The organism is Shewanella sp. P1-14-1, from assembly GCF_001401775.1.
Lineage (GTDB): Bacteria > Pseudomonadota > Gammaproteobacteria > Enterobacterales > Shewanellaceae > Shewanella > Shewanella japonica.
Genome location: NZ_LKTL01000018.1, coordinates 55,184 through 69,364 on the forward strand (window position 1 = coordinate 55,184; position 14,181 = coordinate 69,364).

At 42.6% G+C, this 14,181-nt stretch carries 13 protein-coding genes; 8 read left to right on the forward strand and 5 right to left on the reverse strand.

Annotated features, from left to right (window positions below):
• Positions 1-114: 114 nt before the first annotated feature.
• Entirely contained in the window at positions 115-1,437 is a 1,323-nt protein-coding gene (locus AN944_RS13930) for a type II toxin-antitoxin system HipA family toxin (RefSeq protein WP_055025240.1), read from the reverse strand.
• Complete coding sequence (locus AN944_RS13935) at positions 1,437-1,718, reverse strand: helix-turn-helix domain-containing protein (protein ID WP_055025241.1); 282 nt, start codon at positions 1,716-1,718, stop codon at positions 1,437-1,439. The genes AN944_RS13930 and AN944_RS13935 overlap by 1 nt, the downstream gene beginning before the upstream one ends.
• Positions 1,719-1,954: 236 nt before the next feature.
• Between AN944_RS13935 and AN944_RS13940 the strand changes: the two genes are divergently transcribed.
• Both AN944_RS13940 and AN944_RS13945 read left to right on the forward strand, forming a co-directional pair.
• Positions 1,955-2,587: a chromophore lyase CpcT/CpeT gene (locus AN944_RS13940; protein WP_055025242.1), complete on the forward strand. Its 633-nt coding sequence runs from the start codon at positions 1,955-1,957 to the stop codon at positions 2,585-2,587.
• Positions 2,588-2,870: 283 nt separating this feature from the next.
• Entirely contained in the window at positions 2,871-3,722 is an 852-nt protein-coding gene (locus AN944_RS13945) for a mechanosensitive ion channel family protein (protein ID WP_055025243.1), read from the forward strand.
• Positions 3,723-3,808: 86 nt separating this feature from the next.
• Here the strand turns inward: AN944_RS13945 and yjjG are convergent, their stop codons facing one another.
• The 3 genes from yjjG to AN944_RS13960 all read right to left on the reverse strand — a co-directional run bounded on the left by yjjG (position 3,809) and on the right by AN944_RS13960 (position 6,939).
• Positions 3,809-4,492 carry a pyrimidine 5'-nucleotidase gene (gene yjjG / locus AN944_RS13950; RefSeq protein ID WP_055025244.1) on the reverse strand — a complete coding sequence of 228 codons (684 nt, stop codon included), beginning with the start codon at positions 4,490-4,492 and terminating at the stop codon, positions 3,809-3,811.
• 33 nt (positions 4,493-4,525) lie between these two features.
• Positions 4,526-5,593: a phosphotransferase enzyme family protein gene (locus tag AN944_RS13955; protein WP_055025245.1), complete on the reverse strand. Its 1,068-nt coding sequence runs from the start codon at positions 5,591-5,593 to the stop codon at positions 4,526-4,528.
• A gap of 125 nt (positions 5,594-5,718) precedes the next feature.
• The gene (locus AN944_RS13960) at positions 5,719-6,939 is read right to left on the reverse strand and encodes a hypothetical protein (RefSeq protein ID WP_055025246.1); all 1,221 of its coding nucleotides are present in this window, start codon (positions 6,937-6,939) and stop codon (positions 5,719-5,721) included.
• A 343-nt stretch (positions 6,940-7,282) separates the two neighbouring features.
• Between AN944_RS13960 and gmk the strand changes: the two genes are divergently transcribed.
• From gmk to AN944_RS13990, 6 genes are all read left to right on the forward strand, one after another.
• Entirely contained in the window at positions 7,283-7,906 is a 624-nt protein-coding gene (gene gmk, locus AN944_RS13965) for a guanylate kinase (protein WP_055025247.1), read from the forward strand.
• Positions 7,907-7,967: 61 nt separating this feature from the next.
• Entirely contained in the window at positions 7,968-8,246 is a 279-nt protein-coding gene (gene rpoZ / locus AN944_RS13970; protein WP_055025248.1) for a DNA-directed RNA polymerase subunit omega, read from the forward strand.
• A gap of 13 nt (positions 8,247-8,259) precedes the next feature.
• Positions 8,260-10,377, forward strand: a complete 2,118-nt coding sequence (spoT, locus tag AN944_RS13975; RefSeq protein WP_055025249.1) for a bifunctional GTP diphosphokinase/guanosine-3',5'-bis pyrophosphate 3'-pyrophosphohydrolase — start codon at positions 8,260-8,262, stop codon at positions 10,375-10,377.
• A gap of 113 nt (positions 10,378-10,490) precedes the next feature.
• On the forward strand, positions 10,491-10,874 hold the full coding sequence (locus tag AN944_RS13980) for a RidA family protein (RefSeq protein WP_055025250.1): 384 nt from the start codon (positions 10,491-10,493) through the stop codon (positions 10,872-10,874).
• A 397-nt stretch (positions 10,875-11,271) separates the two neighbouring features.
• Positions 11,272-12,927 carry an AMP-binding protein gene (locus AN944_RS13985; protein ID WP_055025251.1) on the forward strand — a complete coding sequence of 552 codons (1,656 nt, stop codon included), beginning with the start codon at positions 11,272-11,274 and terminating at the stop codon, positions 12,925-12,927.
• 199 nt (positions 12,928-13,126) lie between these two features.
• Positions 13,127-14,053 (forward strand): calcium/sodium antiporter, encoded by a 927-nt coding sequence (locus tag AN944_RS13990; RefSeq protein WP_055025252.1) that lies wholly within the window; start codon positions 13,127-13,129, stop codon positions 14,051-14,053.
• Positions 14,054-14,181: the final 128 nt, after the last annotated feature.

Sequence of the window (14,181 nt, forward strand, 5' to 3'; positions counted from 1 at the left end):
TGCTCAAAACAAAGCATCTTATCAGCTGTTGTTCATTGAGCAAAACGAGTATCGATGGTAATGGATAGAGCTGCAATATCCACCATTGATAAACAGATCTTACTTAAGACTCCCTTACATTGACAGCCTTTTAACCCTTTCAGTTAACCCATTCAAAATTGACTCCCTGATATGGGCAGGAAAGTCATCTGGTAACTGGTTAGTAACTCGTTTAACCACCTCATCCACGGCGTCGGCTACTTCACGTAATATGTCTGTCATGACTACGGGGTCAAACCCCACCGCTTTGGCTGTCTGAATAAAGTGTCTTGGAAATATTTTATCGACTGCGTACTTTTTACCTTTGCTCGCATTAAGCCCCATTGCCAATTTAGCATCACGGATATTTATCCCTCGGCCACCTATTGCTGGATACATGGACAAAATATCGTAAAAAGGCGTTAGCCGATACCCGCCTCCGGCATCGATGAATAGTGAAAAGTTTTTCGCATGACCATCTGTTGCTGCGAGAAGCCAAAACAGTACTTGGGATTTCATAAAATCATGTCTATCTTTCTCGGCGTTAGTAGAGCCCAATAGATAAGTCATAATTTGCTTAATCCCAGGGCCGCCATGGCTTTCATATTTTTTGGCCGATGGCACATTCAAGGTTTGGCAAAAGTCTTCTTGAGGTAAACGCATAATCCATTGACTGTCTGATGATAATTTTCGGTCAAACCGCTCAACAGCTAATGCTTTAATATCACCAACTTTGATAATTGAACATTGGGGCACTGCTAAGCCAAACTCCCTGACGATCATCATGCTTAACAGTTCATTTTCAACGCTGTCTGTCATATCAATGGTGTGCGAATGGCTTTGTATCTTACCGATAGGTAATTTAATAATATGGGTTGTGGGTGTCGCTTTAATGGGTAAGCGCCAACCATTTTTATGAATCGCGTCTAAATTCAGTAGTGCTGTTTTCTCTTGTGCACCAGCAATGGATATCCGAAAATCATCTTCACCAGCTAGCATACCTAACGGTATATTTGACTGGTATCCTTTTAAGATGTTTTCTAAATCGTGATTAGTTAAAGGTTTAGACTCAATTGCTTTAACATCCAGCGCTTGTTGACCATGAGGTACAAACTGCAACGCGCCGACACTGTCTTGCCCCACTTTGGCCAGTAAATCGAATGCTTGGGTAGATTGGGCATTGTGTCTTGCAACGATTCGACTTCTCACCTCAACATTATCTGGCAAAAGGTTGTCAAAGAAGTTATAGACCTCATCGCCTATATAGCTTTGCGCACGTAGCGGCATCGACAAAGATATTGGGCGGCTCCCCTGCGTATCTAACCACTGACTAGCATACTGAAAAACATGCGAGCCCGTTGGCGACTTAGTAAATTCGCCAACGAGATAACCATTCATATAAACATCCAGCGTGGCCATCACCATTCCTCTTTCCAGTGTGGCTCAGCAACCTTGCTATCATAATTGACTCGCTGGCATTCTGGCTCAGCGCTTCTCACTTTAATGTCTAGCTCTAAGTTAAGAGCAGATAAGATTTTAAATAAGGTTTCAACTTTGGTTGAATCGGGGTTTTGCTCAAAGCTTGAAACAGTATCTTGGCGAATACCCACTTTACTTGCCACTTTGCTTTGAGTCAGCTTCATATTCAGTCGTGCATCTTTAAGGTATGCACTAAGTTGCTTTGAGTTTGTTACCTTCATATTCTGTACCCATAACGCTTATATATCACTCACCTTACACGCTACAGCAGGTAAATCAAGTTTTACACGCTATAACCGTTAAAAACGCCTTACACGCTTTAGCAGGTATAAACTCGAAATCCAGTATTTTACTCTTTCAAATCGATGGGTTAACTTACCAGATAATTAGCTTAAGCGGCTCATTACATCTACTAACTAAAAACAATAAACACCCCATTTAACGGAAAGGATTTCCTGTGAATACATCATTAACTCATATTGCTCTAACCACCGTACTCTCTACCTTAGCTCTAATGCCAATCACCTCCCACGCGACTGAACAAGACAAACAGGCTTTATTACTTGATTGGATGCAGGGACATTTCGATAGTCAGCAGCAATCAATCGACGATAAAGATTTTTATAATATTCACCTTAATATGGTGCAGATTTGGCCTAAAGAAAATTCGACGTGGCTTTATGTTGAGCAAGCTGCAGCAACGCATTTAGATAAGCCATATCGTCAACGCGTGTATGAAGTGACGGCATTGTCTGACACTAAATTTGCCAGCAAGGTTTACACCTTTGACAATGACAAAAGCTTTGCGGGGGCTTACAAAAATGCGGCGCCGCTTAACGAGCTCACACCAAGTGACTTAATTGAAAAATCAGGTTGTACGGTCTTTTTAACTTGGTCTGAGGCAGAGCAGCACTTTGCAGGCTCCACCGATGAGAAAACCTGTTTAAGTCAGCTGCGCGGGGCAACCTATGCCACATCTGAAGTGACCGTAACCAAAGACAGTATTCTGAGTTGGGATCGCGGCTATGACGGCGAGGATAAGCAAGTGTGGGGTGCAGAAAAGGCTGGCTATATATTCTTGAAGCATTAATCCGCTTTATCACTTCTAGTGCAATTTCATGTTAGCGAAGCTGTCTTTTTATCAAAGCTGGATTTTTATCAAAGCTGGATTTTTATAAAAACGGTATTCTGGCAGCTTCGCTTTCATTTACTTTTCTGCATTTTAACGTTATTACCACTGCGAGTGTGTCTTGCTTACATCGAAAGATTTTTCCATTAAAATTACTGGTCAAAGCTGACTTAATCTATGGCTATGTTACAGTGAACCTTATAGCTGAATTCATCACCAAGTTATCGTTATTAAAGAAGGTTTTGTGGAACAAGTTACTATCGTCATTGATTTTTTAGCAACTTATAAGTTGTTTGTTACTGTACTAATTATCCTACTGCTGTCGATGCTTAAACGCTTTGTGGTGTCTAAGATCCGTGGTGATGTGGCTTTTGTGAGTGAAGGCCAACGTAAATGGATGTCTCGCACCAAAAACGGCACCTTTATTTTAATCGTCATGGTGTTGTTTTTACTGTGGCAAACCGAGATTAATAAATTTGCACTATCGGTCACGGCTATTGCGATTGCCTTTGTGGTGGCGTCAAAAGAAATCATTTTGTGTTTTACCGGCTCGATACAACGTGCAAGCTCACGCTCATTTGTAATTGGCGACTGGATTGAAGTGGGCAAGCTGTGTGGTGAGGTCATCGAGCACAATCTAATGGCGACGGTGATCCAAGAGATTGATTTACACCATGGTCAGTACCATTACACGGGGAAAACGGTGACCTTCCCTAATAGTATGTTCTTTAGTTATGCGGTGAAAAACCTTAACTTTATGAAACGCTATGTGTACCACAGCTTTACGATTACAGTGGTTGAGTTTGTAAACTTGTATCCGCTGTTCCCTAATTTAGTTGAAAAAATTGAAGCTCACTGCGAAGACTTTTTAGAAGTCGCCACCCGCTACAACAATGTGATAGAAAAGCATGCAGGAGTCGATTTGCCAGGGCCAGAGCCTCATATTCATATCCATAGTGGGCCTGCTGGCGAGCAATTAGTGAATATTATGATTTTTTGCCCGACTGAACGTGCGACCCATTTAGAGCAACATATTAGAGAAGACTTTATGATTGCTTTTCATAAGGCATTTCCAAAGTCTGCGGCAAGCGAATAACTCTTACAAACTGAACGAAAAAGCCACTCAATTGAGTGGCTTTTTATCAATGATGGCATTGACGTTAAGCTGTCTAAAAAAGAGGTTTAGCGGTGACTTGAGTGCAATTTATCGTGCAGTTGATGCAAGTCTTTGACTTCAAAGGTGGGGGTAATCCCATCGACTACATCCTTTCCATGATGATTAAGCCAACAGGTATCAATACCTGCATTAACGCCACCAAGAATATCCGAATGCAGGTTATCACCCACCATCAATACAGTGTTTTTGTCTGGATGACCCATTAGCTCAAACGTGTGCTCAAAAATACTCACATCGGGCTTAGCTTTGCCAAACTGTTCAGAAATCACTACGTGTTCAAAAGCAGGTTTAAATCCAGTGCGTTCTAATCGCACATTTTGTAATTCTGTTAAGCCGTTAGTGATGATCCCTAAACTGGCTTTACCTTCTAAACTGTTAATGAGTTTTTTAGCGCCCGGTAACGGCTGACAAATATCTGCCATAGCAGCTAAAAAGTCGCTATTAAGCTGCTTGGTCGTTAAGCCTAATTTGGTCGCCCAGTGTAAAAAGCGTGTGTGTTGCAGCTCCGCGGCATCGATTAATCCTTGCTGATAATCAACCCATAACTGCTTATTTACGGTTTGATAAAAAGCGAAATCACTGGCATTAAATTCGATATCAAAGCGAGAGAACATCAGCTGTAAACCAGCAAAAATATCAAAATCAAATAGGGTTTCGTCGGCATCAAACAAAATCCATTGGTACTTCATGATTTACCCTTACTGATATATACAGTGACTGAATTATTCAAATAGCGTCATCAGTTGCGCTTCTTGTGCAACTAAGCTTTTGTATACGGTTAACTGGTTGGCAGCTCTGTCGAGGTTATGGCCTTCGCGATGAATACCGAAATACACATCACCATTTAAGTGATCGGTTAAAAAGCGCGACCCAAGCATTAACGCCATTACCTTTATGCCTAACCACAAACTACGTTTTTCTAGCGGGGTTAAAATTGCAGCTAATTGGTCGGTATACGCTTGGGTGGCTGCAGCAATGATTTCAGGACGAGCAACGACCTTATCAAGTGCTGTTGAGTCTTCTTCCTCTGGCGAGCAAAACGCGCGCACCATATCACCAAAGTCATACATTAAGTAGCCTTTCATGCAGGTGTCGATATCAATAACTGCCATGCTCGACATGTCACGTTTATCGAATAGCATGTTGTTGATTTTGGTATCGTTATGGCAAACACGCAGCGGTAATTGGCTTTCTATTTGTTCAAGCTCTGCAAAAAGTGCCTGCTGAGAAAGCACAAAGTCAGCCCAAGGCTTACAGTGCTCAAGCCTGCCTGCGTTATCTTCGGCAATGGCTTGTTTAAGCTGCTCGATACGTTGCGGTAAGTTTAAAAAGTTGGGAATAACATCGATTAGGCTGTTGGCATCTAAGTCACTTAATGCAAAAGCGAAGTGGCCAAAAGCACTGGCCGCCATTTCAGCTTGCTCAGTATTGGTGACGACTTCAATCGTATGGCTGTTAGCTAAGTAGCTGATGGCGCGCCAGTAACCTCTATCACCAAGGTCGACAGATAAGCGACCATCTTTTAATACGACAGGAGAAATGACATCAAGCTGATACTCACCAAGAGTGGACTTTTGTATTAGGTGATGACTGACTTTTGCCGCATTATCGATTAATACGTCTGGCTCGGTAAACACAGTAGTATTAATTTGCTGTAGCACAAGTTGCCCTGTAGACCATCTCACCAAAAAGGTTTGGTTAATATGGCCATTGCCTAACGGGGCAATACTGGCATTTTCATCAGTAATTCCATACAAAGGCAAAATTGTTTGCCTAATAAACTCCACCACCCAACACTCCATATTTTTTATCGCGAGCCCGATAGTCTAATCCATCCCTGAGCACAAGACTAGCTATGCACCAGTAATGCCTTAAAACTCAACAAAAACGACACTATTCACGCTATCTCACGAGGTTAAAGGCTTTTTAAGTAGTGCGCAAAATCAGGTTGACTAGACAATGTTGCTTGGCTGCCCTTCAAACTGAAATTAAATCCGCACATTTTAAAACTACCTCGCATGGCTATATTGTTGATGATCTTAGCGTTATCTAGAGGAGAAAAACGCGCTTCAGTACCGCTGTCTGCCATTAAATCTACCTGCATAGGGCGGAATTTGCTGCCGTCATTAAACACTAATTCAGCACAGCGTTTATCGCCTTCTGCGTTATCTAAACGCCAAATAGATTGCGCATCGCCTTCATCACCTAACCAGCGAATGATTAAAATGTCTTGTTGTAAAATCAGCCAAAACCCATCTGGTAGCTTAACTCTTGCTGTCTCGCTAATGATTGCAGGCTGCTCGATAGGCGCTATTTCTACTGGCTCTTGTTCAACATCGCTGTTACTAAATAGTAAGCTTATGAGGTAAATAATTACCGTAATGACACTAACAACACCCAGCCCTTTAGCTAGCATCATTAGCGTTTTTTGATTGTTTTGTCCCCAAACAAGCCATGACTTTAGCAGTTCAGATAACGAGCCAGACTCTAATGCACCACGGTCAACTCGGTAGGTCGGTTTATCATCGCTTTCATAAGCGGCTTGCTCATCAATATTATGTTGTTGGGCTTTAATATCATCTTTATAAACGGTTTCATGCTGATAACCTGGCTCATAACTGACATCATCGGCATCATAAACAGATTGCTCATTATCTTCAGTCATTGATGAAAACGCATGCTCGCCGCCCATAACTGGCTCTTGTCTTCGGCGTACATCGCCAAGCTTTACCGATGCTTTAGCATGAGGCCCAAAGTAGCCCATAACATAAGCAGGTTTACGCTGATTTGTTTTAGGCGCAGCAAGCCAAGCAAAGCAACCCGCTGTCAGCGCAGCAAGAATAAAAACAATACTAGACACAGCCACAGGGAAGCTAAAACTGAGCGACATACTAAACAGCAGCAACAACAGTACAGGGATCGCAAGCAACGTATTGGGTTTAGCCGCATCTTTTAAGCGACGTAAAGTGCTTAACGCGCAAATAGGTAACGCTAAGACAGCTGCAATTAATGTCACAATCGAGTTTGAAAAAAGTAGCGCAATCAATAACACAAAGACTAAGCAGCTTAATTGAATGGCTAAGGCTCTTAGGCCGTTATCTCGACCTTGGCGACAAAATAAGGAGGCGAATGACACAAGCAATCCCAATATCTAAATAAATGAACTGTTGGCAGACTAAACAATTTCAACGCTAAAGTCAGTGAAACCCACGTAAAATGGCACAAAAAAATGCTAAAAAGCACTATTTGGTACTAAATCGAAGGGGAAACTTATCCATTGTCTTTTTCGATTAAGGTTAAATTCAGGCTAGTTAGGTGCTGCATCTATATCAGTCGGGGATTGAGTGCTAAATTCAACGCAGAATTCTTTGCTATTTTTAGTGCAGATTTTTGCATTTTTCTCTATCACAAATCTCGCAAATTGTATGGCTTTGAGTATAATACTCGGCCTGATAAATAATCTGGTTGGAAATTGCACTATGAGCGCTCGAGGAAATCTATTTATTGTGTCTGCCCCAAGTGGCGCCGGTAAATCTTCACTTATCTCTGCTTTACTGAAAGATAAGCCAAGCGACATGCAAGTGTCTGTGTCTCATACCACCCGTCAGCCACGTCCAGGTGAAGTGAATGGTCAACATTATCACTTTGTCTCGGTTGAAGAGTTCAAAGCGCTTATTGCTGAAGAATCCTTCTTTGAATGGGCTGAAGTGTTTGGTAACTATTACGGCACATCCCGCACGGTTATTGAACAAACATTAGCAAATGGTATTGATGTATTTTTAGATATTGATTGGCAAGGCGCTGAACAAGTCAAAAAACTCATGCCAGAAGCCATTGGGGTATTTATTTTACCTCCTTCAAGAGCTGAACTTGAACGCCGTTTAACTGGCCGTGGTCAAGACAGCCAAGACGTCATTGACGGACGTATGGCTGAAGCTGTATCAGAAATGTCACACTATAAAGATGCAGATTATATTATTGTAAATGATGATTTTGATGTGGCTTTAGGCGATCTTTGCGCGATCATTCGCAGTCAAAGATCAACCTGTGCTAGTCAGATCCATACTCACAGTGGTATGATTAACGATCTGTTGGCAGATTAATTGTCATAGTGTACAATTTTGCGTCATTTTTTTCCCATAGATAACACTGGAGTTTCACCACATGGCTCGCGTAACTGTAGAAGACGCCGTAGAACAAATCGGCAACCGTTTTGACATGATCCTGGTTGCAGCGCGTCGTGCACGCCAAATCGCTGTGCAAGGTAAAGACCCTATGGTTGAAGAGATGAATGATAAGCCAACGGTTATCGCTCTACGCGAAATCGAATTAGGCTTAGTCACCTCTAACACTTTAGATGCTGACGAACGTCAAACTGTTCGTGAGCGTGAAGCCGCTGAAATTGCTGCTGTTGCAGCAATTGCTGAAGGCCGTACGCTTTAAGGAGTAGCGCCACTTGTATCTGTTTGAAGGTCTTAAGGAGTCTGCGTCAGGTTATTTAGAACCCGCGCAAGTAGAGTTACTCAAGCAGGCGTACATTGTTGCGCGTGATGCCCATGAAGGGCAAATGCGCACAAGTGGCGAACCCTATATTACCCATCCCGTTGCGGTAGCCCGCATTGTGGCTGACATGCGTCTTGATCACGAGACATTAATGGCAGCCCTGCTTCATGACACCATCGAAGATACCCCTGTTACTAAAGAAGAGCTCACTGAGTTATTTGGCGTAACCGTGGCTGAACTCGTTGAGGGTGTATCAAAACTCGACAAAATTAAGTTTCGCGATAAAAAAGAAGCCCAAGCCGAAAACTTCCGCAAGATGATGATGGCAATGACGCAGGATATCCGCGTTATTTTGATCAAGCTTGCTGACAGAACGCATAACATGCGTACTTTGGGTGCATTACGTCCTGACAAGCGTCGTCGTATTGCTCGCGAAACCTTAGAAATTTACGCACCGATCGCCAACCGTCTTGGTATTCATAATATCAAAAGCGAGTTAGAGGATTTAGGTTTCCAAGCCTATTATCCAATGCGTTACCGTGTGCTTAAAGAAGTCGTTAAAGCAGCCCGTGGTAATAGAAAAGAACTGATTAACAGTATTGAAGGTGCGATTACGACTCGTCTTGAAGATGCCGGCATTAAAGGCACTGTCAAAGGTCGTGAGAAAAACCTTTATTCCATCTATCGTAAGATGAGCAATAAAGAACTGCAGTTTCAAGAAGTCATGGATATCTATGCGTTCAGAGTCATGGTCGATTCCATTGATACCTGTTACCGCGTATTAGGTGCCATGCATGGTCTTTACAAGCCGCACCCTGGGCGTTTTAAAGATTATATTGCGATTCCAAAAGCCAATGGTTACCAATCATTGCATACCTCATTATTTGGCCCTCATGCGGTTCCTGTTGAAGTACAAATTCGTACTGAAGAAATGGACTTAATGGCAGATAAAGGGGTTGCTGCTCATTGGATGTATAAGAGCGGCACCAGTAGTTCGCAACAAAGTACCACTCAAATTCGTGCCCATAAATGGATGCAAAGTCTGCTGGAGCTGCAACAAAGCGCCAGTAGTTCATTTGAGTTTGTGGAAAACGTTAAAACCGAACTCTTCCCAGAAGAAATTTACGTCTTCACGCCTGAAGGTCGTATTTTAGAACTTCCGGTTAACTCGACTGCCGTCGATTTTGCTTACGAAGTGCATACTGATGTGGGTAATACCTGTGTTGGCGCACGTGTTAACCGTCAAGCATACCCACTCAGTCAGCCATTAATCTCCGGTCAAACTGTTGAGATTATTACCGCTAAGGGCGCACGTCCAAATGCCGCTTGGTTGAACTTTGTGGTAACAGGTAAAGCGCGCGGTAAAATCCGTCAAGTACTGAAGAGCTTGACCAGTGACGATGCTGTAGCATTAGGTAAACGCCTATTAAATCATGCCTTGGGTGAAACCAAGCTTGATAGCATTGATGCTGAGCAACTGGATAAGGTCATCTCTGAAACCAAACATGACGATTTAGAGTCACTCTTGGCGGATATCGGCTTAGGTAATGCCATGAGCATTGTGATTGCTCAGCGATTACTGGGTAAGAACCTCACAACTAAGAACGAAGATGACGACGATCACGAAGAGCATTTAATGCCGATTCGTGGTGCTGAAGGTATGCTTGTTACCTTCGCAAACTGTTGTCGCCCGATTCCAGGTGATGCCGTCGTTGCCCACGTGAGTCCTGGTAAAGGCTTAGTGGTTCACATGGAAAACTGCGCCAATATTCGTGGTTATCAAGGTGAGCCTGATAAATATATTCCAGTACATTGGGATAACGTTGAAGGCGAAACTTACCAAGCTAACTTGCGGGTTGAAATTGTTAACCATCAAGGCGCTCTAGCTAAGATCACCAATATTATCGCTGCGGCAGGCTCAAACATTCATAACTTGAGCACTGAAGAGCGCGATGGCCGTGTTTACCTCATTAACCTGCGTATCTCAGTTGATGATCGTGTTCACCTCGCCAATGTCATGCGCCGTATTCGCGTATTGCCAGAAGTCTTGCGCACCTCACGTAATCGCTAGTAAGATTGCTAATCTAACTTTCCTAAGCTGAATGACTCTAACTCTATGAGGCAGCTTAGGTTTGCTTGCATTTTATTTTCAATTTTGAAGTTTTTACTTTCGCAGAGGGCGTCATGGCAGAAAAAATCATTATCGCAACCGATAAAGCTCCACAAGCAATTGGCACATATTCTCAAGCTGTAAAAGTGGGTAGCACTGTTTACCTATCAGGCCAAATTCCGTTAGTTCCAAGCACAATGGAAATGGTCAGCGATGACTTTTCTGCGCAAGTTGTGCAAGTATTTGAAAACTTAACTGCAGTATGTGAAGCCGCTGGCGGCAACATGTCAGATATTGTGAAGCTCAATATCTTCTTAACTGACCTTTCTCACTTTGCAACTGTAAATGACATCATGGCTAAATACTTCAGCCAACCTTACCCTGCACGTGCTGCAATTGGTGTAAAACAGCTTCCAAAAGGCTCTTTAGTCGAAATGGATGGAATAATGGAGATCTAGGTCACAAACCGACTTTTCCTCTACAGGGCGCCAATAGGCGCCCTTTTTATTAGAGCTATTACTCGATAACGGTTCACATCTCAGCTGAATATGCTAGTTTATTAGTTGTATTTATTAAAAATTAACAGCTTAACGTTTGCGAAGAATGCGTTAAATCGCCATACTGATAATCATCGTGTTCATTATTTACTCGTTCAATGGGAGCCAGTTAGTGTAATACCTGAAGATGTTACATATGTGAGTACTAGTCGTACTTTATGCATATATATAACGTTTTAGGCCTACATAACTGGTCTGAACTGATTAAATATTCAATGCGATTACAATAGATTATTACGTTAAAGACATTGAAATAAACACGACCTACATTAAAACAAAAAAGAACATGGAATCGTCAATGGAAAATCTAATGAAAACGCCAGTAGAAATGTTGTCGCACTGGGTAGAAACCCAGGGTAATGAAGTCTATTTACGCCAACCTATCAATGGTCAGTACGTTGACTTTACTTGGCGTGAAGTACAACAAAAAGTTCAGCAAGTTGCCGGTGCACTGCGTCATTTAGGCTTAGTACCAGGCGATAAAGTCGCAGTACTTTCTAAAAACTGTGCTGAATGGTTTATCACTGATTTAGCATTAATGCATGGCGGTTATATCAGTGTGCCGATTTACCCAACAGCAAATGCTGAGACTATTCGTTATGTCCTTGAGCACAGTGAAGCTAAAGCCATTTTTACAGGTAAATTAGATTTCTGGGCTGATCAAGAAGCCGGTGTAGGTGGTGAAATCTTACGTCTTGCAATGCCATATGACACCATGCCTTCTCAGTATCACTGGGACAAAATTCTTGAACTTGGCACGCCATTAGTTGATGCGCCGACGCCAACCGCAGAGCAAGTCATGACGCTGATTTATACCTCAGGCTCTACCGGTAAACCTAAAGGCGCAATTCAAACATTTGGTAGCTACGGTTGGACTTGTGAAGCCGTCGTACGTGATTTAAAAACCAATACCACTGACAGATTATTATCTTACCTGCCATTAGCCCACATTACTGAGCGTGTCGCAATTCAAGGATCATCATTCTACTCAGGTTCTTCGGTCGCCTTTGTTGAAAGCCTAGACTCGTTTGTTGCAGATGTGCAGCGCTGTCGTCCTACGGTATTTTTCTCGGTGCCACGTTTATGGACACTATTCCAGCTCAATATTATTGAAAAAGCCGGTGAAGCTAAATTGGACTTCCTGCTTAAAGTCCCCATCATTAGCAGCTTAGTTAAACGTAAGATCCAAAAAGGCCTAGGGCTGGAACATTGTCGTTTGCTGGGGTCAGGTTCAGCACCTATTCCACCAAGCCAGCTTGAGTGGTACCACAAAATCGGCATGAACATTTCTGAAGCTTGGGGCATGACTGAAAACTGTGCTTACTCGATAATTAACTTCCCATTCGATGCCACTAAAATTGGTACAGTTGGGCGCCCAGTCGAAGGTTGCCAAGTGCGCCGTAGTGACGAAGGTGAGCTGATGGTTAAAAGCCCTGGCTTAATGCAAGGCTATTACAAACAAGAAGAAGTCACCAAAGCTTGTTTTGATGAAGATGGTTTTTTCCATACTGGCGATTTATGTGAAATTGATGATGAAGGCTTTATCTCAATTACGGGTCGCGTTAAAGACAACTTCAAAACCTCAAAAGGTAAGTATGTTGCGCCAGTCCCAATTGAGCGTAAGTTAGCTCAAGATTCACATATTGAATTATTGTGTGTCATTGGTTCGGGTTTACCGCACCCTGTGGCATTGGTTCAATTATCAGAAGGTGCTGCGTTGCAACCTCGTGAAGAAGTACGCTCATCACTCAAGGCGACCTTAGACAGCATTAACCCTAACTTAGAATCACACGAGCATGTTGACGCTATGGTTGTGGTAACAGAGCCTTGGACCATTGAAAATGATGCAATGACTCCAACGCTTAAAATTAAACGCCACGTGCTAGAAAAGCAGTTTAGTGCCAAAGTTGATGGTATTCGTGGTGCGAAAATTTGCTGGGAAGATGAAATTTAACCCGCTGTTTGGTTAGACTGATTAAAGCACACCTTATTGGTGTGCTTTTTTGTTCCTGGTATTTGCGAAATAACCCTATGCTATACCTAAGCTATATGAACAAAATTTAACCTCCGGCTCGATAATTTAAATTGCGCAAAACTAAAAAATCACTATGCTTGCCGTCCATTTCGGTTTCAGCCATTTTTGAGAGTGAATCATGCTAATTATGTTGTCGATTATCGGCGGTTTTTTGATTTTAACCCTAGGTGCAGAAGCACTCGTGCGAGGAGCAAGTCAAATCGCGCTCAAGTTGGGACTTACGCCGCTTATTATCGGTTTAACAATCGTGGCCTTTGGTACCAGCGCCCCTGAGCTTGCAGTGAGTGTTAAATCAGCTATTGCAGGTAATAGCGGAATTGCGTTGGGCAACGTTATCGGCTCAAACATTGCCAATATCGGTTTAATCTTAGGAATAACCGCGCTTATCCATCCAATAAAAATCGAATCACAAATGGTGCGCCGAGATATCCCTATTATGATTGCGGCCTCATTATTGTTTTGGGGGTTATTACTGGATGGTGGTTTAAGCTTTTTTGATGGCGTCATTCTCACTACGTTGCTTATCAGTTACTTATTATTTAGCTATTTCACAGCAGACAAACAACAAAATGACGACTCTGAAAGTGCAACAAATCAAAGCAACCTCCTTTCAGTACTAATGATTATTGTCGGTATTTCTATGCTGGTCGGAGGCGGTATTTTGTTTGTCGATGGCGCAGTTGCTATGGCAAAGTCGATAGGTATTAGTGAGGTGGTTATTGGCCTCACCATCGTCGCGATAGGTACCAGTATGCCAGAGCTTGTCACCTCTATTGTGGCAGCACTGAAAGGCGAAAGTGATATAGCGATTGGTAATGTTGTTGGTTCAAACCTATTTAACATTTTAGGAATTTTAGGAGTAACGGCCCTCATCCACCCTATTATCAGTAATGAGATAAGCCAAATAGACTGGGTGGTGATGATCGCATTAGCAGCAGTACTACTGCCCTTTGCTTACACAGGCCTGCGGATTGGTCGCCGAGAAGCTGCTGTTTTAGTCGCCAGCTATTTAGGCTATATCAGTTACTTAGTGATCCAAGCGTAAGTGTAAACGGTTCAGTCTATGCGATAGGGTAAAACAAAAAGCCTAAGACGATAACATCAGGACTAAACCATAAGCCAGCATGCTAATTCAGTATGCTGGCTTTTTTATTAATGACATTTGTCATCATA

Excerpts from the sequence above, each read along its gene's own strand:
- AN944_RS13930 (WP_055025240.1), bottom strand. The coding sequence starts at position 1,437 with ATGGCCACGCTGGATGTTTATATGAATGGTTATCTCGTTGGCGAATTT.
- AN944_RS13935 (WP_055025241.1), bottom strand. The coding sequence starts at position 1,718 with ATGAAGGTAACAAACTCAAAGCAACTTAGTGCATACCTTAAAGATGCA.
- yjjG (WP_055025244.1), bottom strand. The coding sequence starts at position 4,492 with ATGAAGTACCAATGGATTTTGTTTGATGCCGACGAAACCCTATTTGAT.
- gmk (WP_055025247.1), top strand. The coding sequence starts at position 7,283 with ATGAGCGCTCGAGGAAATCTATTTATTGTGTCTGCCCCAAGTGGCGCC.
- rpoZ (WP_055025248.1), top strand. The coding sequence starts at position 7,968 with ATGGCTCGCGTAACTGTAGAAGACGCCGTAGAACAAATCGGCAACCGT.
- AN944_RS13980 (WP_055025250.1), top strand. The coding sequence starts at position 10,491 with ATGGCAGAAAAAATCATTATCGCAACCGATAAAGCTCCACAAGCAATT.
- AN944_RS13985 (WP_055025251.1), top strand. The coding sequence starts at position 11,272 with ATGGAAAATCTAATGAAAACGCCAGTAGAAATGTTGTCGCACTGGGTA.
- AN944_RS13990 (WP_055025252.1), top strand. The coding sequence starts at position 13,127 with ATGCTAATTATGTTGTCGATTATCGGCGGTTTTTTGATTTTAACCCTA.